The 23,688-nt window shown below is 62.1% G+C and carries 20 protein-coding genes; 11 read left to right on the forward strand and 9 right to left on the reverse strand.

Annotated features, from left to right (window positions below; genetic code table 11):
- Positions 1-66: 66 nt before the first annotated feature.
- The 7 genes from ACN0SO_RS06030 (at position 67) to ACN0SO_RS06060 (ending at position 8,737) form a co-directional block, all read left to right on the forward strand.
- Complete coding sequence (locus ACN0SO_RS06030; RefSeq protein ID WP_417675581.1) at positions 67-960, forward strand: LysR family transcriptional regulator; 894 nt, start codon at positions 67-69, stop codon at positions 958-960.
- A gap of 87 nt (positions 961-1,047) precedes the next feature.
- On the forward strand, positions 1,048-1,809 hold the full coding sequence (locus ACN0SO_RS06035; RefSeq protein ID WP_417675583.1) for an ABC transporter ATP-binding protein: 762 nt from the start codon (positions 1,048-1,050) through the stop codon (positions 1,807-1,809).
- A gap of 813 nt (positions 1,810-2,622) precedes the next feature.
- A complete protein-coding gene (locus ACN0SO_RS06040; RefSeq protein WP_417676395.1) occupies positions 2,623-4,191 on the forward strand; it encodes an ABC transporter permease in 1,569 nt (522 codons plus the stop codon).
- A 12-nt stretch (positions 4,192-4,203) separates the two neighbouring features.
- On the forward strand, positions 4,204-5,409 hold the full coding sequence (locus ACN0SO_RS06045; RefSeq protein ID WP_417675585.1) for an efflux RND transporter periplasmic adaptor subunit: 1,206 nt from the start codon (positions 4,204-4,206) through the stop codon (positions 5,407-5,409).
- 208 nt (positions 5,410-5,617) lie between these two features.
- Entirely contained in the window at positions 5,618-6,970 is a 1,353-nt protein-coding gene (locus ACN0SO_RS06050; RefSeq protein WP_417675587.1) for an aspartate aminotransferase family protein, read from the forward strand.
- 2 nt (positions 6,971-6,972) lie between these two features.
- Positions 6,973-8,049 (forward strand): anhydro-N-acetylmuramic acid kinase, encoded by a 1,077-nt coding sequence (locus tag ACN0SO_RS06055; protein WP_417675589.1) that lies wholly within the window; start codon positions 6,973-6,975, stop codon positions 8,047-8,049.
- A 70-nt stretch (positions 8,050-8,119) separates the two neighbouring features.
- On the forward strand, positions 8,120-8,737 hold the full coding sequence (locus ACN0SO_RS06060; RefSeq protein ID WP_346910604.1) for a GntR family transcriptional regulator: 618 nt from the start codon (positions 8,120-8,122) through the stop codon (positions 8,735-8,737).
- A 25-nt stretch (positions 8,738-8,762) separates the two neighbouring features.
- On the opposite strand, the gene ACN0SO_RS06065 is transcribed toward ACN0SO_RS06060, so the two are convergent.
- The 5 genes from ACN0SO_RS06065 to ACN0SO_RS06085 all read right to left on the reverse strand — a co-directional run bounded on the left by ACN0SO_RS06065 (position 8,763) and on the right by ACN0SO_RS06085 (position 13,715).
- On the reverse strand, positions 8,763-10,154 hold the full coding sequence (locus tag ACN0SO_RS06065) for an L-serine ammonia-lyase (protein WP_417675591.1): 1,392 nt from the start codon (positions 10,152-10,154) through the stop codon (positions 8,763-8,765).
- Positions 10,155-10,281: 127 nt separating this feature from the next.
- On the reverse strand, positions 10,282-10,395 hold the full coding sequence (hemP, locus tag ACN0SO_RS06070) for a hemin uptake protein HemP (protein ID WP_346910518.1): 114 nt from the start codon (positions 10,393-10,395) through the stop codon (positions 10,282-10,284).
- Positions 10,396-10,818: 423 nt separating this feature from the next.
- On the reverse strand, positions 10,819-11,280 hold the full coding sequence (gene rirA / locus ACN0SO_RS06075) for an iron-responsive transcriptional regulator RirA (protein WP_417676397.1): 462 nt from the start codon (positions 11,278-11,280) through the stop codon (positions 10,819-10,821).
- A 131-nt stretch (positions 11,281-11,411) separates the two neighbouring features.
- Entirely contained in the window at positions 11,412-12,449 is a 1,038-nt protein-coding gene (locus tag ACN0SO_RS06080) for a LacI family DNA-binding transcriptional regulator (protein ID WP_417675593.1), read from the reverse strand.
- Positions 12,450-12,536: 87 nt separating this feature from the next.
- On the reverse strand, positions 12,537-13,715 hold the full coding sequence (locus ACN0SO_RS06085) for an NAD(P)/FAD-dependent oxidoreductase (protein ID WP_417675595.1): 1,179 nt from the start codon (positions 13,713-13,715) through the stop codon (positions 12,537-12,539).
- Between the two features lie 181 nt (positions 13,716-13,896).
- Here ACN0SO_RS06085 and ACN0SO_RS06090 point away from each other — a divergent pair, with 181 nt between their 5' ends.
- Complete coding sequence (locus ACN0SO_RS06090) at positions 13,897-14,952, forward strand: AraC family transcriptional regulator ligand-binding domain-containing protein (protein ID WP_417675597.1); 1,056 nt, start codon at positions 13,897-13,899, stop codon at positions 14,950-14,952.
- A gap of 30 nt (positions 14,953-14,982) precedes the next feature.
- On the opposite strand, the gene betB is transcribed toward ACN0SO_RS06090, so the two are convergent.
- From betB to betI, 3 genes are read right to left on the reverse strand one after another with little or no spacing between them, the layout of a single operon-like run.
- On the reverse strand, positions 14,983-16,446 hold the full coding sequence (gene betB / locus ACN0SO_RS06095; RefSeq protein WP_417675599.1) for a betaine-aldehyde dehydrogenase: 1,464 nt from the start codon (positions 16,444-16,446) through the stop codon (positions 14,983-14,985).
- A gap of 17 nt (positions 16,447-16,463) precedes the next feature.
- On the reverse strand, positions 16,464-18,122 hold the full coding sequence (gene betA, locus ACN0SO_RS06100; RefSeq protein ID WP_417675601.1) for a choline dehydrogenase: 1,659 nt from the start codon (positions 18,120-18,122) through the stop codon (positions 16,464-16,466).
- Positions 18,119-18,736: a transcriptional regulator BetI gene (gene betI / locus ACN0SO_RS06105; protein ID WP_417675603.1), complete on the reverse strand. Its 618-nt coding sequence runs from the start codon at positions 18,734-18,736 to the stop codon at positions 18,119-18,121. The genes betA and betI overlap by 4 nt, the downstream gene beginning before the upstream one ends.
- A 207-nt stretch (positions 18,737-18,943) precedes the next feature.
- On the opposite strand from betI, the gene ACN0SO_RS06110 reads away from it, so the two are divergent.
- From ACN0SO_RS06110 to choV, 3 genes are all read left to right on the forward strand, one after another.
- Positions 18,944-19,888, forward strand: a complete 945-nt coding sequence (locus ACN0SO_RS06110) for a choline ABC transporter substrate-binding protein (RefSeq protein WP_417675605.1) — start codon at positions 18,944-18,946, stop codon at positions 19,886-19,888.
- A gap of 86 nt (positions 19,889-19,974) precedes the next feature.
- Positions 19,975-20,823: a choline ABC transporter permease subunit gene (gene choW / locus ACN0SO_RS06115; RefSeq protein ID WP_417675607.1), complete on the forward strand. Its 849-nt coding sequence runs from the start codon at positions 19,975-19,977 to the stop codon at positions 20,821-20,823.
- Positions 20,820-21,848, forward strand: coding sequence for a choline ABC transporter ATP-binding protein (gene choV / locus ACN0SO_RS06120; RefSeq protein WP_417675609.1), 1,029 nt, complete (start codon positions 20,820-20,822; stop codon positions 21,846-21,848). The genes choW and choV overlap by 4 nt, the downstream gene beginning before the upstream one ends.
- A gap of 43 nt (positions 21,849-21,891) precedes the next feature.
- Here choV and ACN0SO_RS06125 read toward each other — a convergent pair whose 3' ends face one another.
- Positions 21,892-23,655 (reverse strand): adenylate/guanylate cyclase domain-containing protein, encoded by a 1,764-nt coding sequence (locus tag ACN0SO_RS06125; RefSeq protein ID WP_417675611.1) that lies wholly within the window; start codon positions 23,653-23,655, stop codon positions 21,892-21,894.
- Positions 23,656-23,688: the final 33 nt, after the last annotated feature.

The raw sequence follows: 23,688 nt of genomic DNA on the forward strand, positions 1-23,688 counted from the left end.
TTTGAAAATTGGACAATCCGTGAGATATAGACACAACGTTTCTAATTTTGGACAATGCGAGACGACATGAAGTGGACGATCGATGATGTGCCGGTCTTCGTTGCGGTGATCGACCACAATGGCTTCACCGCCGCCGCCCGGGCGCTCGACATGCCCAAGTCTACGGTCAGCAAGGCCGTCAGCCGGCTTGAAGAGGCACTTGGCCTGCGCCTCCTGGACCGGAACTCGCGCAGCCTGCGGATCACCGCGGAAGGCGAGACCTTTTACCGGCAGGCGCTGCTGATCATGGAACAGGTCAGGGAAACCGATGCGGCCATGGCGGGCCTGAATGCCGTGCCCTCGGGCCGGCTCATCGTCTCCCTGCCGCCGGCCTTCTGCCAGGAAATCGTTTCGCCGAATCTGGCCGCCTTTCACCGGGACTATCCGCAAGTCGATCTCGAACTGGTCATCACCAGCCACGGGACCGATATTCTGCGCGATCAGATCGATATCGCGGTGGTGGTTGGCCCCCAGGAGGATTCGGATCTGATTTGCAGGACGCTTTTTGCCGGACCTCTGATCTGGGTGGCAAGCCCGGACTATCTGAGCCAGTGCACCCTTGGCGACAGCCCGGACGACCTTCTCAAGCACATTCGGATCTGCGAAACCCGCTACGGGTTGCGGCGGGTGCCCTTTCATCTGAACGGCCAGGCCGATCATTTCGATTTGGCGCGTGGCATCACCCATGTGAACGACCCGCTGTCCGTGCGCAAGGCCATCGTCTGCGGCGCAGGCGTTTCGCTCCTGCCGGAACTTTATTGCCGCCAGCAATTGCGCGACGGCAGTCTTGTGGAGGTTTTCAGGAATATCTCCCTCGACCTGTCTGCCTCGAAACTTTCCGTGGTCTATCCGAGCAGACGGCTGATGTCGCCCAAGGCACGTGTTTTGCTCGAATTCCTTGACCGGATCTGCAAGGCCTGACCGGTCGAGCGGATATTTTCGCCGGTTTTGCCTTCCGATTTGATTGAGCGCATGGTCTTATCCCGCCGGTGCGACAAGGATGGCGGCATGCAGAGCCCGATTACAGAAAATGCCGATGCGCGGCCGGCGGCGACCGGCGGGAGCGCAAAGACAACCCTCTCGGCCCGCAGCCTGTCAAAGGTCTATGGCTCTGGAGCACTTGCGATCCGTGCTCTGAGCGATGTCGACCTTGACCTTTACGAGGGCGAACTGGTCGTTCTTCTCGGGGCTTCGGGCAGCGGCAAATCCACCCTGTTGAATATCATCGGCGGACTGGACCGGCCGAGCTCGGGCCAGGTGTTTTTCGACGGCACCGAAATCACAGCCTACGATGACGCGGCGCTGACCCGCTACCGGCGCGATCATGTCGGTTTCGTCTTCCAGTTCTACAATCTCGTGCCCAGCCTGACGGCGGAGGAAAACGTCGCGCTGGTCACGGAAATCGCTGTCGATCCCATGTCGCCGGCGGACGCCCTGCGTTTGGTCGGGTTGGGCGAGCGGCTGACCCATTTCCCGGCCCAGCTCTCCGGCGGCGAACAGCAGCGCGTGGCGATCGCCCGCGCCATTGCCAAGCGGCCGCGGGTCCTTCTGTGTGACGAGCCCACCGGCGCCCTCGACAGCCAGACCGGCGTCATCGTTCTGGAAGCGGTGGAACGGATCAACCGGGAACTGGGCACGACCACGGCGCTGATCACCCACAACGTCGGCATTGCGGCGATGGCCGATCGGGTGATCCGCCTTGCCGACGGCGCCATCCAGGACGTCAGCGTCAATCCGGACAAGGTCGCCGCTTCCGGGATCCGGTGGTAGAGGACGACAGGCACTGCCATGCACCCGCTGGACCGGAAACTGTTGCGCGATCTCTGGCACCTGAAGGGTCAGGTGCTGGCGATTGCCGTGGTGATTGCCACCGGTGTCGGGGTGATGGTGCAGTCGCTGGGCGCGATCCAGTCCCTTCAGGCAACGGCCGATGCCTATTACGAGCGTTACCGGTTCGCAGACGTCTTCTGCCACCTGAAACGCGCGCCCAAGTCGCTGGTCCCGAGGATCGCCGACATCCCCGGCGTGCAGACCGTCGAGACGCGGATCGTCGAATATGCAACGCTGGACATTGCCGGCTTCGAGGAACCGGCGACCGCGCTTCTGTCCTCCCTGCCGGAGCGGGGTAAGCCGCTGCTCAATCAGCTCGTCCTGCAGAGCGGGCGACTGGTCGATCCGGCCAAGCCGGAGGAAGTGGTCGTCAACGAGAAGTTCGCGGCGGCTCAGGACCTGACCCTGGGCGATACCGTCAAGGCCGTGATCAACACCCAGAAACGGACCCTGCGCATCGTCGGTATCGCTCTGTCGCCCGAACATACCTATGCCATCGGCCCGGGGGCGCTGATGCCGGACGACAAGCGCTACGCCATCTTCTGGATGGGGGAACGTGCGCTTGCCGGCGCCTTCGATCTGGACGGCGCCTTCAACGACGTTACCCTGACGCTTCTGCCTCATACGCCTCCTGAAGGCGTCATTCAGCGCCTCGACCGGATCCTGGCGCCCTATGGCGGTAGCGGCGCCTTTGCCCGCAAGGACCAGATTTCCAACTGGTTCCTGATGAGCGAAATCGACCAGCTGTCCACCATGGCCCGGCTGCTGCCGTCGATCTTCCTGATCGTGGCGGCCTTCCTCACCAACATGGTGGTCGACCGGCTGATCGCGACCGAACGCGGGGTGATCGGTCTTCTGAAGGCCTTCGGCTACTCGGATCTGGAGGTCGGCTGGCATTACATGAAACTGGTCATGGTGATCGCCCTGATCGGCGTGGTGATGGGATCGTTCCTGGGCGCGGGACTGGGCCAGTGGATCACCTCCATCTATGCGCAGATGTACAGCTTCCCCTTCCTGCTGTTCCGCCCGCTGCCCGACAGTTTCCTGATCGCGGGCGGCCTGAGCCTGCTCGCGGCCATGGTCGGCACGGCAAGCGCGGTCCGCCGTGCCGTCCGCCTCGCACCCGCCGAAGCCATGCGCCCGCCGGCGCCGCCGTCCTTCTCCCGCTCCTATCTGGCCGGGACCGGACTTGCCCGGCTTCTGGACCAGCCGACCCGGATGATCTTCCGTCAGGTGTTCCGCTGGCCTTTGCGCTCAGGGATGACCGTGATCGGCATCGGCATGTCCGTCGCCGTCCTGATCATCGCGCTGCAGTGGCTCGATTCCATCAACCGGCTCATCGACGTCTACTTCGTTGCCTCCCAACGGCAGGACGTAACGGTCAGCCTGACCGAAATCCAGCCGCAGTCGGTGCTCCGGGATTTTGAAAATCTGCCCGGCGTTCTGGCGGTGGAAGGTCAGCGCAATCTGGATGTGCGCGCCCATCTGGGACCACGGAACAAGCGCCTGCAGATTTCCGGCCTGCCGGCCAAGCAGGGGCTTTATCTCGTCTATGACGATGCGGGCGGCGCCATCGACCTGCCGCCGGACGGTCTCGTGATTTCGACCAAGTTGGCCGAGATCCTGGGCGCGAAGACCGGCGATCGCATCGAGCTGGAGGTTCTGGAAGGCCAGAGGCCGGTCGTCGAGGTGCCGGTGGTGCGTGTCTTCAACACCTATATCGGCTATCCGGCCTATATGCGTGCTGAGGCGATCAACCGGATGATGCGCGAGACCAATGTCGTCAATACCGTGCATCTGCGTATCGATCCGAACAGGCAGGCGGCGCTTTTCGCCAGGCTCAAGGATACGCCGCATGTCTCGTCGGTCACGCTGCGCCAGGCGGCAATCGATATCTTCAACGAAACCATGGCCAAGACTGTCCTGGTTTTCATCGGCATGTTTGCCGGCTTCGCCTCGGCTTTGGCCATTGGTGTGGTCTACAATTCCGCGCGCATCGCCTTGTCCGAACGCGGGAGGGAACTTGCCACCCTGCGGGTGATCGGGTTCACCCGCTTCGAGATTTCCTACATCCTGCTCGGGCAGAGCCTGCTTCTGACGGTGATGGCGCTGCCCGTCGGCTGCCTGATCGGCAACTGGCTGGCACTGGGCATGGCGAAGTCCTTCGATACCGAGCTTTACCGGATACCGGCGGTTATCGAGCCGTCTTCCTTCGGCTATGCCATGCTGGTAACCCTTGGCGCCGCCGCAATATCGGCCCTGATGGTGCGTCGCCGCCTCGACCGGCTGGACCTGATTGCAGTTTTGAAGACGCGAGAGTGACGGAAAAGAACCATGAGCATCACCTTTCGCCGCATGATTATCTGGGGCCTTCTTTTATTGGCGGTCGCGCTGGGTGTGGCCTATGCCCTGTGGCCGCGCCCTGTGGCCGTGGATCTCCATGTCCTGACACGCGGTCCCCTGACGGTCAGCGTCGACGAGGAAGGCGAGACCCGGATCGAGGATATCTACGAGGTCAGCACGCCTGTGACCGGTCGGCTGTTGCGGATCGACAAGGAGGCCGGCGATGAGGTCAAGGCGAAAGTCGACGTCATCGCCGAATTGCAGCCGATCGATCCGGAATTCCTGGACCAGCGCACGGAAGCGGAAATGCGCGCCTCCGTCCAGGCGGCAAGGGCCGCGCGCGACCTGGCCGAGGCGAACATATCAAGAGCGCGCGCCGAGCTCGAATTCGCCAAGGCCGACCTTGCCCGGGCGCAGGAACTGGCGGGCCGGGAGACCGTTTCCAAGCGTCAGCTGGACCAGGCGAAGCTTGCCTTCGATACCAAGAAGGCCGAACTGGCAACGGCCGAAGCCACCCTGGATATGAGGATCCATGAGCTGGAGCGTGCCCGGAGCCAACTGATCTCGCCGGCCGAACTTGTCAATCAGCGGGACGCCTGTGCCTGTATTCCGATTTACGCGCCCGTCGACGGCAAGGTCCTGCGCGTGCTGAAGAAAAGCGAAGGCGTGTTGCAGGCCGGAACGACGATTGCCGAGGTTGGTGATCCGCGAAACCTTGAAATCGTCGTCGATCTTCTGTCCGCGGATGCGGTCAAGGTCGCGCCGGGGCTGAAGGTGGCCATCGACGACTGGGGCGGCGACACGCCGCTGAACGGCGTGGTCCGCCGGGTCGAACCCTTCGGCTTCACCAAGATCTCGGCGCTGGGCATCGAGGAACAGCGGGTCAACGTGGTGATCGACCTGACAGACCTGCCGGAGGCCTATGCCAGGCTCGCCCACGGTTTTCGCGTCGAAGTCTCGATCATCCTGTGGCAGGGCAGCGATGTCCTGACCCTTCCGTTGACGGCCTTGTTCCGCGAGGGCGAAGACTGGGCGGTGTTTGCGGTCGAGGACGGACGCGCCAGGATCCGCAAGATCAAGGTCGGGCACGCCAACGGCCTCACGGTCGAGATATCCGACGGCCTGAAGGCGGGCGATACGGTGGTGCTTCATCCGGGCAACAACGTGGAAGACGGCGTCGCTGTAACCGCACGCTGAAGCTCCTGTTGCGTCACTTTTGTTGGTCGCGGTCTCATAGCCTGCACAGGGCTTGGGCACCGGCTGGCCAACTTGCCACAGTTTCGGATGAATTGCCGATTTTGCGTGAAATGCGGCGTCATCAGGCGTAGTGTCCCGACAGCACGGGCTGCCCGGCTCGTTGGTTGAACCAATCCACAATACCGTTTGATACTCCTTGAGGATGACGATGACCCATCTGCCCAATTCCATTGAAGCGCGCGATATCGCCTACCAGCTTCACGCCTACACGGACGCGCGCAAGCACGAAGACATCGGTCCGATGGTGATCGAGAAGGGCGAGGGGATCTACGTCGAGGACAACAGCGGCAAGCGCTATATCGAGGCCATGGCCGGTCTGTGGAGCGTGGCGCTGGGCTTTGGTGAAAAGCGTCTGGTGGAGGCAGCAACCCGCCAGATGGAGAAGCTGCCCTTCTACCACACCTTCTCCCACAAGACCCACGGACCGTCGGTGGAACTTGCCGAAATGCTGGTGAACATGGCGCCGGTACCCATGTCCAAGGTCTATTTCACCAACTCCGGTTCGGAAGCCAACGACACCGCAATCAAGCTGATCTGGTACCGCTCCAACGCGCTCGGCCAGCCGGAGCGGAAGAAGATCATCTCCCGCGTCCGCGGTTACCACGGGGTGACGGTCGCCTCCGCAAGCCTCACCGGCCTGCCGAACAACCACCGCTCCTTCGATCTGCCGATCGCCAACATCCTGCACACCACCAGCCCGCACTACCGCACCATGAAAAAGGACGGCGAGGACGAGGCAACCTTCGCCAAGCGCTGCGCCCAGGATCTGGAAGACCTGATCCTGGCGGAAGGCCCGGAAACGATCGCGGCCTTCTTCGCCGAACCGGTGATGGGCGCCGGCGGCGTCGTCATCCCGCCGGACGGCTACTGGGAAGCGGTCCAGCCGGTCCTGAAGAAATACGACATCCTGTTCGTCGCCGACGAGGTCATCTGCGGCTTTGGCCGGACCGGCGAAATGTTCGGCACCAAGACCTACAATCTTGAGCCGGACATGATGACCCTGTCGAAGCAGCTGTCCTCGTCCTATCTGCCGATCTCCGCGCTCATGGTGAACGAGAAGGTCTACGGTCCGGTGGCCGACGAAAGCCACAAGATCGGCGTCTGGGGCCACGGCTACACCGCCAGCGGCCATCCGGTTGCCGCCGCAGTCGCGCTTGAAAACCTGAAGATCATCGAAGAGCGGGACATCCTGTCCCACATCAAGTCGGTGAGCCCGAAGTTCCTCTCCCGTCTGAATTCCTTCAACGATCATCCGCTGGTGGTCGAGACCCGCGGGATCGGCCTGATCGGCGCCATCGAACTCGGCCATGAGGAACTGTCCAAGACGCCGGGCGCGCTGGGTGCCAGGGCCAATGCGGAATTCCACGCCAACGGTCTGATTTCGCGCAACATGATCGACGCGCTCGCCTTCTGCCCGCCGCTGATCATCTCCGAAAAGCAGATCGACGAAATGTTCGATATTGCCGAGGCGTCGCTGGAAAACATGTCCAAGGCGCTCTGACCATGTGGTCCGTGGTCGGCACCATCAGCGGCACGTCAGCCGATGGCATCGACCTTGCCGAAATCGAAACGGACGGCCGCTCGGTCGCCCGTTTCGGGGCTTCAGCAACGGCAGACTATGCCTATGAAACCCGCGCGGCCGTTCTGGAAGCAATCGCGCGCGGGCCGGGGGATCGCTCGGACTGGCCGGAAATCGCACGGCTCGTCACCCGGGACCATGCGGACGCGATCCGCGCCTTCATTGCCGAACACGGGCTTGGCGTGGACCTCGTTGTTTTCCACGGGCAGACCGTCTGGCATGACCCCAAACAGGGTGAGACGATCCAGCTCGGCGACCCGCAGGGATTGGCCGACGTTCTCGGGATCCCGGTGGTCGGTGATCTGCGGCTGGCCGACATGGCCGCAGGCGGGGAGGGGGCGCCGCTGGTGCCCGTCTACCATCAGGCCCTGTCGCTGGGTCTTCCCCAGCCGCTTTGTTTCCTCAACATCGGCGGTGTCTCCAATCTGACCTATGTCGACGGCAGTACGCTGATCGCTTTCGATATCGGGCCGGGAAATGCGCTGCTCGACGACTGGATCCGCCGGCACCAGGCCGGAGATCATGACCGCAATGGCGAGATTTCGGGGAAAGGCAAGGTGGACCAGAGCTGGCTTGAAAAAGCGCTCTCCCATCCCTTCTTCGATCGGCCGGGCCCGAAGTCCCTCGACCGGAACGCCTTCGCGCTCGACCTGGGTCCGCAAACGTCCCTGCAGGACGGCGCGGCCACGCTGGCTGCCTTCACCGCAGCGGCGGTCGCCAGATCCGTCGCCCTGCTGCCGTCCGATCCGAAGCTCTGGATCGTCTGTGGCGGCGGGCGGCTGAACCCGACCCTGATGCGCGAGCTTGACGAGCGGCTTGCCGGTGAAGTGGTACCGTCGGACCGTTTCGACATCGATGGCGATGCGCTGGAGGCCCAGGCTATGGCGTTTCTCGGCGCGCGCCTGAAAGCGGGCCTTCCGACCAGCTATCCGGAAACCACCGGCGCGCGCGAACCTGTTGTCGGCGGCAGGCTTTTTGCGCCAAAGTCCCAATCTGTCTGAAAAGGGATTCGGGCCGCCTGAAAAGGGATTCGGGTTGGAGGAGCGCAGAAACGTGGTAACACCCGTCGTCATGAATGGATCTGAAATCTATCGCAGGCTGATCGGCCTGATCGAGGACCGCGTGCTCAAGCCGGGCGACCGGTTGCGGGAGGCCGAACTGGCGGAGGAATTCGGCGTCAGCCGCACGCCGATCCGCGAAGGCCTGAAGCGTCTGGAAGCACAGGGGCTTGCCGTCCATGAACCGAACCGGGGCATGGTCATTCCGACCCTCGATCACGGACAGATCAACGAGGTCTATTACATGCGCGAGGTGCTGGAGGGCACGGCCGCCGGCCTGGCCGCCAAACACGCCTCCAAGCCGGAAGTGGAAATCCTGCAGGATCTGGTCAAGGCGGACCGCAAGCGCATCGAGGATCAGGACAGCCTCGTCCGCTCCAACCGCGAGTTCCACCGCCGCCTGTGTCTCGCCTCGCACAACCGCTATCTGGTCGACCTGATCGACCACCTGCGCCTGTCGCTCATCCTGATGGCGGGCACGACGCTGGACACGCCGGAACGCCGCGAAACCGCGGTCGAGGAACACGCGGCCATCGTCGATGCCATTGCCGCAGGCGACAGCGAGGCCGCCACGGCCGCCGCCAAGCGCCACATCGCCCACGCCCACAAGACGCGTCTGAAGCAGAACTAGAGAAACGCGCCTTAGGCCTCTCCGCTCAGCACTCGACGACATTCACGGCGAGCCCGCCGGTGGAGGTTTCCTTGTATTTGTCGCCCATGTCGATGCCGGTCTGGCGCATGGTCTCTATGCAGCCGTCCAGGGGAACGAAGTGGCTGCCGTCGCCGCGAAGCGCCAGGGACGCGGCGGTGACCGCCTTCACGGCGCCAAGCGCGTTGCGCTCGATGCAGGGCACCTGAACAAGCCCTCCAACGGGATCGCAGGTCATGCCGAGGTGATGCTCCAGGGCGATTTCGGCGGCGTTTTCCACCTGTTCGTTGCTGCCGCCGAGGGCGGCGCACAGGCCGGCGGCGGCCATGGCCGAGGCGGAGCCGACCTCACCCTGGCAACCGACTTCAGCGCCGGAGATCGAGGCATTGGCCTTGATGATGCCGCCGATGGCGGCCGCCGTCAGCAGGAAGGTGCGAATGCCTTCCTGGTCCGCGTGCGGGCAATGGTCGAGATAGTAGCGGGTGACGGCGGGGATGACGCCGGCGGCCCCGTTGGTCGGCGCAGTGACGACACGTCCACCACTGGCGTTTTCCTCATTGACCGCCATGGCATAAACCCCGAGCCAGTCCATCACCGTGTGCTCGTAAGGCTGATTGGTGCGGCCTTCGCGGATGAGCTTCTGGTAGATCTCACCGGCCCGGCGCTTCACTTTCAGACCGCCCGGCAGGATTCCGTGTCCGGAGATGCCCCGGTTGATGCAGGCGTCCATGGCGGACCAGACCCGGTCCAGCCCCGCATTCACTTCCTCGGGTGAGGCTTCCGCGCATTCGTTCGCAAGCTTCATCTCCGCAATGCTGCACCCGGCCCGCTTGCCCATTTCCAGCATCTGTTTTGCCGATGCGAACGGGTAGGGGACGTCCTGGTTCTTCAACTCGTCCCGGGCGTTACGGGTGTTGCGCATCTCCGCTTCGGTGACCACGAAACCGCCACCGATAGAGTAGTAGACGAATTCGTCGATCATCTCGCCGTCCACCCCGAGAAGACGAAAGGTCATGCCGTTGGAATGGGCATCGAGCGGCGGGCCGTAATCGAAGATGACGTCCGTCTCCGGATCGAAATCAAGCGGCGGCAGGCCGTCGGGGTTCAGCTTTTTCTCCAAGGCCAGCTTTTCCAGCATCGGCGCGACCGCGTCCGGATCGAGCGTGTCCGGCGTAGCGCCCATGAGGCCCAGGCACACCGCGTGATCGGTGGCGTGGCCTTTGCCGGTAAAGGCCAGCGATCCATGCAGGGTGACGGTGATCCGCCTGGCCCTGGCTTCCACCTGCGGCAGGTCGGCAAGGCGGTCCAGATACCGCCGGACCGCGACCATGGGGCCGACCGTGTGAGAGCTGGACGGGCCGATGCCGATTTTGAAGATGTCGAAGACGCTGATGAACATACACGACCATTTCACGCAGAAACGTTCCTGCAATCATGGCCCGGTTTCGATCCGGCGTCACCCGCGAAGAGCGGACATTTCTTGTCCGCAGGCGACATCGGTCGCAAGAGCGGGGGCATCGGGCCGGTTATTTGGTGAGAATGAGTTTGCCTAGCTTGGTGATGGTCAGGCGGTAGGTTTCCGAATTGTGCTGAATTTTCAGCTCCCGCCGGCCCTTGAAAAGGGTTCTGGTATCCAGCATGTCCGACCCCGGTTGGCTGGTGGCATCGGACGCCCTGCGGGGGGAAGGAAGCGAGAGCTTTTCACGGCGAGGTTTCGTGGTCTGCATCGAAAATACCCGATATTTCAAAAGTTTAGAACGGTTCTAAAGTTGAGTAAATTACTCAGCTTTATACTTGACACAGATACTCAAGTTTAAGTATGAAGGCAATGCCTGATTTGCGGCGAAGCGGAATTCGCGTCCTCTGCTAGTCGCTCAGGTCGGCTGAACAAGCCGAAATGTCCGGCAAGCCAACCGCCCTCTCCTCTCCCTCAGCGGTAAGCCAGCCAGGACATTTCAGTTCAAAGCGGGAAGGTCGGCTCATGCGGCCGCGACAAGACGCAAAAAAACCCGCCGCATCGTGTGCGGCAGGTGACCTCAAAACAATCCGGAAATTGGAAAGCCCTAGTTGGCGGCAGCCATCGGCTGGGCGACTTCGATCTTGAGCAGATCGCGCATGCTCATCCGGTCTTCGGCCAGGTCGGCGATCGTCTTGGTGTCGAGCACGTCCATGAAGGCTTCGAGGGCTTCATGTAGCAGGCCGTTGAAACCGCACGACAGGATCAGCGGACAGTCCTTGCGCCCGCTGTCGAAACACTCGGCCAGCAGGAAGCTTTCTTCCGCCGCGCGGACAACCTCGCCGACGGTTATTTCGGATGCCGGCCGGGCCAGCATGACACCGCCGTTCCGCCCGCGGATGGTCTTGATCAGATCCGCGTCGACCAGCACCTTCATGATCTTGAACAGGTGCGTCTCCGACATGTCGAAGCTGGCCGCAATATCGGCAACCTTGCTCGGCTTGTCGTTGTTGACCGCGCAGTACATAAGGGCGCGAACGGCATAGTTGGTTTGTTGAGTCAGGCGCATGACAATAGATATGGTCACTCAGTTCGGGATCGTCAACGATTATATTTGAGTGTGAGACGCTACTTTTAGCCTAAAGTCCCGAAATTTCGAATATTCCGTCTTCTTATGACGTCCTTTGCAATAACCGGCGTCTAGGGTTGGTCCGGCAGGTTGTCCTTCATGAAAATGTCGATGCCGATGGTCTCCTGGTCGTCGAGAATGGGCGTGCCGTCGCAAAGCGCCTTCAGGATCCGGGTCGCGCTGCGCACTTCGTGCCCTGCGTTCTGGGCAATGAGCGCATCCATTGTCCCGCTGATGAGTGCGGCACGGGTGTAGGGCGTCAGCTCATGGCCGACGAAGGTGATGTCCCCGGCTCGATTGCTCTTTTCCAGGGCCGCGATCACACCGCGGTTACCGGCGCCGATGTTGTAGAGGCCGGCGAGATCCGGATGTTCCAACAGGAGCTTGCCGACGGTATCCTCGTTCTTGCCGTTATCGTCGCGTCCCTCGCGGACCTTCAGAATATTCAGGTGCGGAAATGCGTCTGAAAGCACTTGCGTGAAGCCGCCATGCCGTTCCGCATGATCGCGCAACCCGAGAGATCCGGCAATCACGGCGATCTTGCCCGGTGTCCCGGGAAGAAACCGGCCCATGAGCCGCCCAGCGGCGCGTCCGGCCGCCATATTGTCGATGCCGATGAAACGGCGGCGCATGGAGGCGGGATGGTCGGACACCAGCGTAACCACGTGAACGCCCCGGTCCTGCAGCCGGTCGATGGCGGCGCGCACTTCCGGAAAGGCAGGCGCGACCACGGCAACGCCATCGCAGACCGACTTGTCCAGGATCGCCAGCGTTCCGGCAACCCGGTGCGCGTCGAATGCGTCGATCGGCTCGATGTGAATGTCGACCCGTTCGCGGGCAAGCGTTTCGGTATGCTTGCGCGCTTCCCGGCAGAGGTCTTCCATGAAGGCGTTCGGGCCGTCAGGGATCAGGAACTGGAACCGGTAATTGCGCTTCTTGGCGAGATTGGCGGCGAAGATGTCCCGGGAATAGTTCAACGCGTCGGCAGCGGCCTGCACCTTTTCGATGGTGATTTTGCGCACGCCGGAACGACCGTTCATGACACGGTCGACGGTGGCAAGGCTGACACCGGCCTTTGCCGCCACATCGTGGATGGTTACCCGCCTCATGAATGCTCCCAACTACACGCCGTTTTTTGCCGAGTATAACGGCATCTGAGGAACGGTCATCTTTTTATTGTGCAGAGCAGCATTTTGCTAGACGGCCTGTCCTGCTGCATGCCCCGAGGACCAGGCCCACTGGAAATTGAAGCCGCCGAGGTGCCCGGTGACGTCGATGACTTCGCCGATGAAATGAAGCCCCGGAACCTTTGCCGCTTCGAAAGTCTTCGACGACAGCTCTTTCGTATCGACGCCGCCGAGCGTGACTTCCGCGGTGCGGTAACCTTCCGTTCCCGCCGGCACCAGTTGCCAGCGGTTGAGGAGATCTCCTGCCCGGCGAAGCGCCTTGTCGGAGCAATCCGCCAGCCGGCCGGAGAGCTTGAACTCGGCCGCCAGTTCGTCGGCCAGGCGTTTCGGCAGGAGGGCTGCGAGCGCCGTTTTCAGATCCTGCTTCGGCGTGTCTGTCCGAGCCGCCCGCAGGGTTTCGAAGACGTCCCGGTCAGGGGCGAGGTTTACGGTGATCGGTTTGCCTTCCTGCCAGTAGGAGGAAATCTGCAGGATCGACGGGCCAGACAGCCCCCGATGGGTGAAGAGCAGACCTTCGCGGAACAGGGTCTTCTGGAAGGACACGACGGCATCGACGGAAACGCCGGCGAGCTTGGCGCAAAGCGCCTTGTTGGCGTCGGAAAAGGTCAGCGGCACGAGGGCAGGGCGCGGCTGGACCACGTTCAGTCCGAAGCGTTTGGCCACGTCATAGCCGAAGCCTGTCGCACCCATCTTCGGGATCGACGGTCCGCCGGTGGCGATCACCAGCGATGTCGCCCGGATGGTTTCCGCGCTGGTCTCGATGGAAAACCTGTCGTCGGGCTTCCTAATGCCGGTAACGCTAGTTTCCAGCTTCAGCGTCGCGCCAGCTCTGCCGAGTTCTGAAAGCAGCAGCTCGATAATATCTTTGGCGCTGTCGTTGCAGAAAAGCTGACCAAGGGTCTTTTCGTGCCAGCCGATACGGTGCCGCTCGACGAGGGCCAGGAAATCGTGCTGCGTGTAGCGCTTGAGGGCGGAGACGCAGAAGCGCGGATTCAGCGACAGAAAGTTCCGCGGCTCGCAGTGAAGATTGGTGAAGTTGCAACGGCCGCCGCCCGAAATCCGGATTTTTTCGGCCGGTTTTTTCGCATGGTCGATGACGAGCGTGCGGCGTCCGCGTTTTGCTGCCTCGATGGCGCACATGAGCCCGGCCGCACCGGCCCCGATTATCAGGACATCCAGATCTCGCATGAGGACGGCTTATAACCACCCGATGCGGGAAAGGCTGTAAAATTTTCGACAGGGGTGCGAGGGATAGTTGGCGTAAGGTGACAAATAACTTGTCGAGACGCGCCATATTGTTTGACATCCGAACAGGCGCGGGGCTAGCGTCCCTATACCACTGCAGTCTGATCCGCCGCCGGGGGAGCGTATGGCCAAGTCACCTGGAAAGATTTACGCGCAATTGCTCGTAAACACCCGGGCGCAGGCGGAAGCCCTTGGCTTTGACTGGTTCAGGATGGCAAGGGAGATCGGGTTCGACCCGAAGGTCACCGATGATCCCGAAGGGGCGGGGCCCTCGGAAGTCTACCTGGAAATTCACGAGTATCTCGCCAGAAAAACCGGCAACGACGCCATGGGCGTGATCCTCGGGTCCCAGGTGAAGATGGGGTCGATGAAGGTTTTCGACTACGTCGCCCTCACTGCGCCCACGATTGCCCAGTCGCTTGAGAACTGGCGACGATTCGAGCGCATCCTCTCAAACATCACGCAGATTTCGCTCAATGACGAGGACGGAAAACGCTATCTGTCCTGGCACATCAGCAATCTCTACGGTCCGCATGTTCAGGTGACGGCAAAGGCAATGTCGTTTTCGGCAAGCCGCCTCCGGCACATGCTGGGCGGAAGGGAAGTGGATTTGACCTTCGAATTCACGCAAGGCACGCCCCGCCAGATCGAAACCTATTACCGGATCCTGGGAAGAAACATCCAGTTCGGCTGTGAGCAGGACCGGATCGGCATTCCGCTCGAGGTGATGGATGTTGCGCCTCTGGGGTCGGAGGAGCATCTCTATGCGCTGATCGAGAAGACGGCGCTTGCCCGGCTCGCCAGCAACCAGATTGAAGACAATGATCTGGACAATATTTCCCGTGCAATCAACGAAGCCTTGAAGGAGGGCGATCCGTCTCTCGAAGCCGTCGCCCGAAAAATGGCCATGTCGAAACGGGCGTTGCAACGGAGAATGGAAGAAAACGGCCTGACCTTCCGCCAGGCCGTCGACCGGGTGCGCAAGGCCCTGGCCGAGCAGTATCTCATGGACGGCAAGTTGCAGCTGAGCGAGATCGCCTATCTGCTCGGCTATTCCGAATTGAGCACGTTTTCACGGGCGGCGAAGACCTGGTTCGGGGTGTCGCCGAAAGCCTACCGGCGCGGGGAAACACCATCCACGCCTGACGATCACCGACCTGCGGCCCTTCGTGCGGGATAGTCTCGCCAGTCGTGACCTGGGCATTTCAGCCTAGAACGCCGCTTCCACCCCACCCATTTCCACATAGACGCTCTTGATCTGGCTGTAATGCTCTATGGCAGCGTGGCCGTTTTCGCGACCCATGCCGGATTTCTTGTAGCCGCCGAAGGGCATCTCGATCGGCGTCAGATTGTAGGTGTTGATCCAGCAGGTGCCGGCCTGCAGGGCATCGATCACCCGGTGGGCCCGCTGGATGTCCTTCGTGAACACACCGGCGGCCAGGCCGAACTCCGTGTCGTTGGCACGCGCGATCACCTCCGCCTCGTCGGTGAAGTCGAGCACGCACATGACCGGTCCGAAGATCTCTTCGCGCGCGATCCGCATGCCGTCGCTCACGTCGGCAAAGACGGTGGGTTCGACGAAAAGCCCGTCGGGCAAGGCCGGTACATCGGCCCGCCTGCCGCCGCAGACCAGCCGGGCGCCTTCTTCCTGGCCGAGCATCATGTAGCCCAGCACCTTGTCCAGCTGCGGTTTGGAGACCAGCGGCCCGATGCTGGTCGTCTCGTCGAGCGGATCGCCGAGAACCGCATTGGCCGTCCGCTCGGCCAGCCGCGACAGGAACCTGTCCTTGATTGCCGTATGCACGAAGACGCGTGTGCCATTGGAACAGATCTGGCCGCTGGAATAGAAGTTGGCGTTGATCGCGGCCGAGACCGCATTGTCGAGATCGGCATCGTCGAAAATGATCAGCGGCGACTTGCCACCGAGTTCCAGCGTCGTCTTTTTCAGGTGCTCACCGGCAAGGGCCGCGACCTTGGCGCCGGTGGGAACCGAGCCGGTCAGCGACACTTTGGCGACAGCCGGATGCGAGACGAGCTGCGTTCCGACATCGCCGTAGCCCTGCACCACGTTAAAGACCCCGTCCGGAAGGCCCGCCTCTGTCAGAATTTCGGCAAGTTTCAAGGCGGAGAGCGGCGTGACTTCGGACGGCTTGAAGATCATGGCATTGCCGCAGACCAGGGCGGGCGCGGCCTTCCAGCAGGCGATCTGGATCGGATAGTTCCAGGCGCCGATGCCGATGCAGATCCCGAGCGGTTCCCGCTTCGTGTAGGCGAAAGAGCCGCCCAGATCGATATGCTCGCCGGTCAATGTGGCGGCTAGTCCGCCGAAATACTCAAGGCAGTCGGCGCCGGACGCCGCATCGGCAATGAGCGTTTCCTGCAAGGGTTTGCCGGTGTCGAGCGTCTCAAGGATCGAAAGCTCGCGGTTGCGCTCGCGGATCAGGTCCGCCGCCCTGCGCAGCACGCGCCCGCGTTCTGCGGGAGCCGTGGCCGCCCAGACTTTCTGCCCCTCAACGGCAGCACTGACGGCTGCTTCGACCGTTTTTTCGTCGGCGCCATGAAGCGACGCGATCGCTTCTCCGGTTGCCGGATAGATCGACGGGAAGGGATGCCCGTCCGGGCTCTCGACATAGCGTCCGCCGATATAGTGAGAGGCTTTGGGCTGTGCGCGCATCTGCGTCCTCTTGCGTTCTATCGCTGGTGTGTTTTCCATTCCGGATGGATCCAGGGTTCCGCATTGGAAGCGGGCAGAGGATCCTTGCCGAGAATGTGATCGGCCGCCTTCTCGCCCACCATGATCGACGGGGCGTTCAGGTTTCCGTTGGTGATCTGGGGGAAGATCGAACTGTCGGCAACCCGAAGTCCGTCCACACCGATCACCCGGCATTCCGTATCGACGACGGCCATCGGATCGCTCGCCTGTCCCATCCGGCAGGTGCCGCAGGGATGATAGGCGCTTTCCACGTGTTCGCGGATGAAATCATTTAACTCATCGTCGCTTTGAACGGCGGCACCCGGCTGGATTTCCTTGCCCCGGTAGGGGGCGAAGGCGTCCTGGGCGAAGATTTCCCGGGTCAGGCGGATGCAGGTTCTAAAATCCTGCCAGTCGCTTGCCTCGGACATGTAGTTGAACAGGATCGACGGTTTGGCCAGCGGATCGGCGGAGGTCAGCCGGACCCGGCCACGCGACCTCGAACGCATCGGGCCCACATGGGCCTGGTATCCGTGACCCTCCGCCGCCGCCTTGCCATCGTAGCGCACGGCGAAGGGGAGGAAGTGGAACTGTATGTCCGGATAGTCGACGCCCGCCTTGGAGCGGATGAAGGCGCAGGATTCGAACTGGTTGGAGGCGCCGAGCCCCTTGCCGGTAAACAGCCACTGGGCGCCGATCAGGGCCTTGGAGACCAGGTTCCAGTGCTTGTAAAGCGTGATCGGCTGGATGCAGGCCTGCTGGATATAGAGTTCCAGATGGTCCTGCAGGTTTTCGCCGACACCGGGGCGGTCGGCGATCACGTCGATCCCGTGTTCGCCGAGTTGGGCGGCAGGTCCGATGCCGGATTGCAGCAGCAGCTTGGGCGAGTTGATCGCGGAGGCGGATACGATCACTTCGCGCCGGCAGGTGACCGTGCCGACGGTCGTGCCCTTCTGGTATTCGACGCCCGTTGCCCGTTTGCCGTCAAACAGGATCCTGCGGGCCAAGGTGCCGGTCATCAGGGTAACGTTCCGCCGCTTCAGCGCCGGTTTCAGGTAGGCGTTCGCGGCGGACCAGCGCCGGCCCTTGCGGACCGTCATCTCCATGTCGCCGAAGCCTTCCTGTTTCTGACCGTTGTAGTCGGGCGTGGTCTCGTAGCCGGCTTCCGCGCCGGCCTGGACGAAGGCGTCGAACAGCGGGTTCCATTTCGTCCCCCGGGTCACGTGCAAGGGTCCATGCGTGCCGCGCCAGTCGGAACTGACCCCATGAGCATGTTCCAGGCGCTTGTAATAGGGCAGTACGTTCTTGAAGCTCCAGCCCACCGCACCCAGTTCCTCCCAGGTGTCGAAGTCGCGCGCGTGGCCGCGCACATAGACCATGCCGTTGATCGACGAGGATCCGCCGATGACCTTGCCGCGCGGTGTTGCAAGCCGGCGTCCGTCCAGATGGGGCTCGGGATCGCTTTCGTAGCCCCAGTCGTAGCGGGCCATGTTCATCGGATAGGACAGGGCCGCCGGCATCTGGATGAACGGCCCGGCATCGCTTCCGCCGTATTCCAGCACCAGGACGGAAACGGAAGGATCTTCCGACAGCCGGTAGGCGAGGGCGCAACCGGCCGACCCGGCGCCGACAATGACGAAGTCGAACGTGTCGCTCATCGGGAGGTTCCACTTGCCCCTGAGAGGTTTGGCCGGAGGGCGGAAATCTGTGTCTCGACGTAGTCTTCCACCATGCGGATTGCGGAGACCGGGTCCGGAGCGCCATCCTTCAGCGCTCGCCGGATCCAGACGCCGTCGATCATCGAGGCGGTGCCCTCGGCGACCCGTTTGGCATCCCTGGCGGGCATGAAGGCCTTGAGGTTGAAGGTCAGGTTCGAGGCAAGCCGGGCGGCATAGATCCGCAACAGGCGCCGGCTCGTCTCCGTCGTCTGGGCTTGAACGTAGAAAGCGAGCCAGGCGGCAATGACCGCCTCGCGGAACTGCTCGGGTGCGAAATTGCCCGTGATGATGGCCGAGATGCGCTCGCGCGGCGTTTCCGCCTTGGCAAGGCGCGAGCGGATCTGCTCGCCGAGGTCATTGAGAAGATGGCGCATGGTGGCCGCCAGCAGCTGGTCCTTGGAGCCGAAATAATGGTGGGCGAGGCCGCCGGAGACACCGGCACGGCGGGCGATCTGGGCGATGGTGACATCGCAGAATCCGTTTTCGTGGATGGCATCCACGGTTGCCGCAATCAGGCTGCGCCGGCGCTCTTCTTCCATACCGATCTTGGGCATCTGCGATCTCCCGTATGATCCGTGCTTAATTTTAATTGAACAACCAATCAATGAAAACTTGTAAAAAATAATGGATGATGTTTCATTTGTCGCAATTCGAAGGAGCAAGCGCGGGAAAACGCGCACATTCGAAAACAGACCATTGTTTCCGGCGGGCATCTTGCTGTCCAATAGCGGAAACTGGGCATGCAAAAAGGGGATCAAACCATGAAAAAAATTGTTGCATTTCTTGGAGGTCTTGCGCTGTCGGCCATGGTTGCAGGCACGGCATTTGCCGCAGAGCCTGACAGCTGCAAGACCGTTCGCTTCTCCGATGTCGGCTGGACCGACATCACCGCGACCACGGCGGCCACGACGACCATCCTGAAGGCGCTCGGCTATGACACCGAAATCAAGATCCTGTCCGTGCCGGTGACCTATGCGTCCCTGAAGAACAAGGACATCGACGTCTTCCTCGGCAACTGGATGCCGACCATGGAAGGCGATATCGCGGCCTATCGCGATGACGGCTCGGTGGAGACCGTCGGCGTCAACCTGGAAGGTGCCAAGTACACGCTCGCCGTGCCGAAATACACTTTTGACAAGGGCCTGAAAACGTTCGCCGATATTGCCAAGTTCAAGGACAGCCTGGACGGCAAGATCTACGGCATCGAGCCCGGCAACGACGGCAACCGCCTGATCATCGGCATGATTGATCAGGACGCCTTCGGCCTGAAGGGCTTCGAGGTGGTCGAATCCTCCGAGCAGGGCATGCTGGCCCAGGTGGCCCGCGCCACCAAGCGCGACGAGGACATCGTCTTCCTCGGCTGGGAACCGCATCCGATGAACGCCAATTTCGACATGGCCTATCTGGGGGGCGGCGACGACTATTTCGGTCCGAACTACGGCGGCGCGACCGTCTACACCAATGTGCGGGCCGGATACACCGAGGAATGCCCGAATGTCGGCAAGCTGCTGAAGAACCTGAAGTTCTCGCTTGCCATGGAAAACGAGATCATGGGGGCGATCCTGGACGACAGCGAAGAGCCGGCCGATGCGGCCGCTGCGTGGCTCAAGGACCATCCGGCAACTTTCGAAGCCTGGCTTGATGGCGTCACCACCCGGGACGGTGGCGATGCATTCGCAGCCGTCAAAGGCGCTCTCGGCCTTTAAGCCGAACGTCGACGCCGGAGGCTGACTGTCTCCGGCGTTTTTCGTATTTCGATTTAAACTGACATGGCACGGGCGGGGACATCTCATTGGAATGGCTGACCGACCATAAAATCCCGATCGGAAAGGTGGCCAAAGCCATCGTCGATTGGCTGACCGACAACGCTGACTGGTTCTTCGATGGCATATCCTATGTGCTCGAAACCATGATCGACGGGATCCTGTGGGTGTTGCAGACGCCCCATCCGCTCTTCGTCGTCGCCTTCGCGACCGGCCTTGCCTGGTTCGTCCGCCGCAACATCTCCTTCCCGCTGTTCGTTCTGGCGTCCCTGCTCTTGATCATCAATCAGGGCTACTGGGAAGAAACCACGGAAACTCTGGCGCTGGTGATCGGCGCGTCGGTCGTATGCATGGCGGTTGGTGTGCCGGTCGGCGTGGCGGCGGCGCACCGTCCAAGACTTTATGCCGCCCTCCGGCCGATCCTGGACCTGATGCAGACGATCCCGACCTTCGTCTATCTGATCCCGGCGCTGATCCTGTTCGGGCTCGGCATGGTGCCCGGCCTGATCGCAACCGTGATCTTCGCCATTCCTGCACCGATCCGCCTGACCCAGCTTGGTGTCTCGTCCACGCCCACCCAGCTCCTCGAAGCCGGCCAGGCCTTCGGCGCGACCAAGTCCCAGCTTCTTTGGAAGGTGGAATTGCCCTATGCGCTGCCACAGATCATGGCCGGCCTGACCCAGACGATCATGCTGTCGCTCTCCATGGTCGTGATTGCAGCCCTGGTCGGAGCGGACGGTCTTGGCGTGCCGACGCTTCGGGCGCTGAACACGGTCAATATCGCCAAGGGGTTTGAGGTCGGTGTCGCCATCGTCCTGGTCGCTATCGTGCTCGACCGGTTCTTCCGCTCAGGGCCCGGCGAAGGAGGACGCTCATGACGGCGCCGGTCGTTTCCTTCAAGAATGTCGATATCGTCTTCGGCGACAAGCCGCAGACCGCCCTGCCAATGATCGATTCCGGCAGGAGCCGGGCGGAAATCCAGGCAGAAACCGGGCAGATCCTCGGTGTGGCCGGTGCGACGTTCGATATCAACGAAGGCGAGGTGATCGTCCTCATGGGCCTGTCCGGATCGGGCAAGTCGACCCTGCTGCGGGCGGTCAACGGCCTCAATCCGGTGATCCGGGGCGAGGTACAGGTTCGCGACGGCGACAAGACCATCAATCCGGCTGCCTGTTCGGAAGAGGAACTGCGCCGGTTGCGCCGGCACCGCATCGCCATGGTGTTTCAGCAATTCGCGCTTCTGCCCTGGCGAACGGTGGCGGAAAACGTCGGCTTCGGTCTTGAACTGTCCGGAATGGGCCAGGCGGAACGGCGGGCAAAGGTCTCGCATCAGCTGGACCTCGTCGGCCTTCAAGGGTGGGGCGACAAGCAGGTGCACGAGTTGTCCGGCGGCATGCAGCAGCGGGTCGGCCTGGCGCGGGCTTTTGCCACCGAGGCACCGGTCCTGTTGATGGACGAACCCTTTTCCGCCCTCGATCCGCTGATCCGCGACCGTCTGCAGGACGAGCTTCTGGATTTTCAGGCAAGCCTCAATCGCACGATCATCTTCGTCAGTCACGACCTGGACGAAGCCGCCAAGATCGGTTCCCGGATCGCCATCATGGAAGGCGGCCGGGTCATTCAGCTCGGCACGCCGCAGGAGATCGTCAAGAAACCGGCCAACGACTATGTCGCCGATTTCGTCGGTCACATGAATCCGCTCAATGTGCTTCGGGCCAGGGACATCATGTCCGCCTGCGACCGGACTACTGTTCCGGAAGGTGCTGTGACCTGTCTGTCCGCGACCCCCTTGCGCGATGTCATCAAGCTGAAGCGCCAGTCGGAAACCGAAATCCTGGTCGCCGAGCAGGGCCGGGTGCTGGGCCGGATCGGCGAGGGCGAATTGCTCGACAGTATGATTTGAGCAACCGGACCCGTCGCGCTCGTCAAACCTGCGCCAGCGCGGCTTATTGCCCGGCCGGGCCCGGTTCGTCGGCCGCGTCCTCCTCGCCCGGCAGGTTCACCCGTTCGACCGCATAGACGAAGATCGGCTGGGACTTGCCCTTCACGTTGATCGGGGCCAGCGGTGCGAAGCCGAATTCGGTCATGTGCTTGATGTCGTCGTAAACCGCGTCTGAAATCATGGTTTCTTTCGGCGCGGCAGCGGAGCACAGGCGTGCGGCGAGGTTCACGTGGTCGCCGAGAACCGTGTAGTCCATCCGCTCCGGGCTGCCCATGGCGCCGACGACGACGTCGCCCACATCGATGCCGATGCCGATATCGAGTTCCCAGTCCGGGTTTTTCTTGGAGGAGGCCTCCATGATGTCCTGGATCTCGGACGCGCAGCGCACCGCATCCGCGCTCATGTCAGGGCCGTGGAACACGGCCATGATCTGGTCGCCGACGAACTTGTCGATGTCGCCGTTGTTGCGGGCAACCGCCGCGCCCTGATAGGCGAAATAATGGTTCAGAACATCGACGACCACCTCCGGTTCGCGGCTTTCGGAAAAGGCCGTGTAGCCGCGAATATCGGCAAACAGGATCGCCGCCCGCTTGCGGGAACCGCCAAGCTTCACACTGCCGTCGCTGGAATCCTGGATGGCGTCGATGGTGCCGTGGGATACGAATTTCGCCAGCTGGAACCGCTCGTTGATCTGCACGATCATCTCATTGATGCGCCCGGCAAGTTCGCCGATTTCGTCCCGGCTCTTCACGCCGACGACCCGTGCCTGGAAATTGCCCTTCCCGACCTCGACGGCCGCCTGGCCGATTTTCAGGATCGGCCGGGAAATTCCGAGCGAGAAGAAGATCGCCCCCAGCCCGGCAACGACCAGTCCCGCGCCCACCCAGATGAGCAGGTTCCGGGTCATGACGTCGATGGTGTAATAGGCTGCCGCCTCGCTCTTTTCAGCGATCACCGCCCAGTCGAACGGACTGGGGAAGGAAAAGGCACCCAGCATGACCTCGCCGTCCGGACGGGCATAGGGTTTGATACTGATCACCCGGGTCTGCAGGGCAAGCAGGCTGGTTGCCTCGTTGACGATGTCGGAGTCGGTCAGGTCGTCCTCTCCTGAGGCAAAGATAGGCTGGCCGCGTTTGTCGACGATCGTAATGGTGCCGATCTTGGTGAAGGCGTGGGCGTCTATGAAGTCCTTGATCCGGCTGATGTCGATCCGAGCGGACAGGGTCGCCGACCGGCCGTTCAGCGGATTCTGCAGCGGCAGAATAATGGAGGCGAGCCAGATGCCCGTTCCCTCAAGATGCTGGACCTGGCGGGCAAGACCATGGTTGCCTTTACGGTAGTCTTCGATCGTCGCCGGACTGAGTCTTAAGGCGGCCTTGGGCTCGAGCCCGGCCTCGCTGAGTTTCTTCGAAAAGCCCTCCCGCGTGACCAGAAGCGGCCGTTGGCTGCCTTCCACCGTAATCTGCAGGGCGACGATATCCGGCAGTTCGGCGATGCCGAGGGTCAGGAGCGCGATCTTGGCGTCGACGCTGAGCTTTTCATTGTCGACACCGTTGGCGATCAGCGACAGGGGGGCGGCCCAGGCGTTGCTGTAGACGCTGTTGATTTCCGTGGTGACCTGGCGGGCGGTTTCCGTCAGCTGGTCATTGGCCGAACTCTTCAGCTCATCGCGCGCGATGCGAATCAGGGTCTGACCCGCAATCAGCAACGGCAGAACCGCAATCACCGCGGCAAATATCAGGAGCTTCTTGCGAAGTGTCAGTCGCATGCCAACGGGTCCCCACCACAGGGGCGGGACCCA

Origin of the sequence: Roseibium sp. (genome assembly GCF_048260565.1) — a bacterium.
GTDB lineage: Bacteria > Pseudomonadota > Alphaproteobacteria > Rhizobiales > Stappiaceae > Roseibium.

Excerpts from the sequence above, each read along its gene's own strand:
- ACN0SO_RS06030 (WP_417675581.1), top strand. The coding sequence starts at position 67 with ATGAAGTGGACGATCGATGATGTGCCGGTCTTCGTTGCGGTGATCGAC.
- ACN0SO_RS06035 (WP_417675583.1), top strand. The coding sequence starts at position 1,048 with ATGCAGAGCCCGATTACAGAAAATGCCGATGCGCGGCCGGCGGCGACC.
- ACN0SO_RS06040 (WP_417676395.1), top strand. The coding sequence starts at position 2,623 with ATGGCCCGGCTGCTGCCGTCGATCTTCCTGATCGTGGCGGCCTTCCTC.
- ACN0SO_RS06045 (WP_417675585.1), top strand. The coding sequence starts at position 4,204 with ATGAGCATCACCTTTCGCCGCATGATTATCTGGGGCCTTCTTTTATTG.
- ACN0SO_RS06050 (WP_417675587.1), top strand. The coding sequence starts at position 5,618 with ATGACCCATCTGCCCAATTCCATTGAAGCGCGCGATATCGCCTACCAG.
- ACN0SO_RS06055 (WP_417675589.1), top strand. The coding sequence starts at position 6,973 with ATGTGGTCCGTGGTCGGCACCATCAGCGGCACGTCAGCCGATGGCATC.
- ACN0SO_RS06060 (WP_346910604.1), top strand. The coding sequence starts at position 8,120 with ATGAATGGATCTGAAATCTATCGCAGGCTGATCGGCCTGATCGAGGAC.
- ACN0SO_RS06065 (WP_417675591.1), bottom strand. The coding sequence starts at position 10,154 with ATGTTCATCAGCGTCTTCGACATCTTCAAAATCGGCATCGGCCCGTCC.
- hemP (WP_346910518.1), bottom strand. The coding sequence starts at position 10,395 with ATGCTGGATACCAGAACCCTTTTCAAGGGCCGGCGGGAGCTGAAAATT.
- rirA (WP_417676397.1), bottom strand. The coding sequence starts at position 11,280 with ATGCGCCTGACTCAACAAACCAACTATGCCGTTCGCGCCCTTATGTAC.
- ACN0SO_RS06080 (WP_417675593.1), bottom strand. The coding sequence starts at position 12,449 with ATGAGGCGGGTAACCATCCACGATGTGGCGGCAAAGGCCGGTGTCAGC.
- ACN0SO_RS06085 (WP_417675595.1), bottom strand. The coding sequence starts at position 13,715 with ATGCGAGATCTGGATGTCCTGATAATCGGGGCCGGTGCGGCCGGGCTC.
- ACN0SO_RS06090 (WP_417675597.1), top strand. The coding sequence starts at position 13,897 with ATGGCCAAGTCACCTGGAAAGATTTACGCGCAATTGCTCGTAAACACC.
- betB (WP_417675599.1), bottom strand. The coding sequence starts at position 16,446 with ATGCGCGCACAGCCCAAAGCCTCTCACTATATCGGCGGACGCTATGTC.
- betA (WP_417675601.1), bottom strand. The coding sequence starts at position 18,122 with ATGAGCGACACGTTCGACTTCGTCATTGTCGGCGCCGGGTCGGCCGGT.
- betI (WP_417675603.1), bottom strand. The coding sequence starts at position 18,736 with ATGCCCAAGATCGGTATGGAAGAAGAGCGCCGGCGCAGCCTGATTGCG.
- ACN0SO_RS06110 (WP_417675605.1), top strand. The coding sequence starts at position 18,944 with ATGAAAAAAATTGTTGCATTTCTTGGAGGTCTTGCGCTGTCGGCCATG.
- choV (WP_417675609.1), top strand. The coding sequence starts at position 20,820 with ATGACGGCGCCGGTCGTTTCCTTCAAGAATGTCGATATCGTCTTCGGC.
- ACN0SO_RS06125 (WP_417675611.1), bottom strand. The coding sequence starts at position 23,655 with ATGCGACTGACACTTCGCAAGAAGCTCCTGATATTTGCCGCGGTGATT.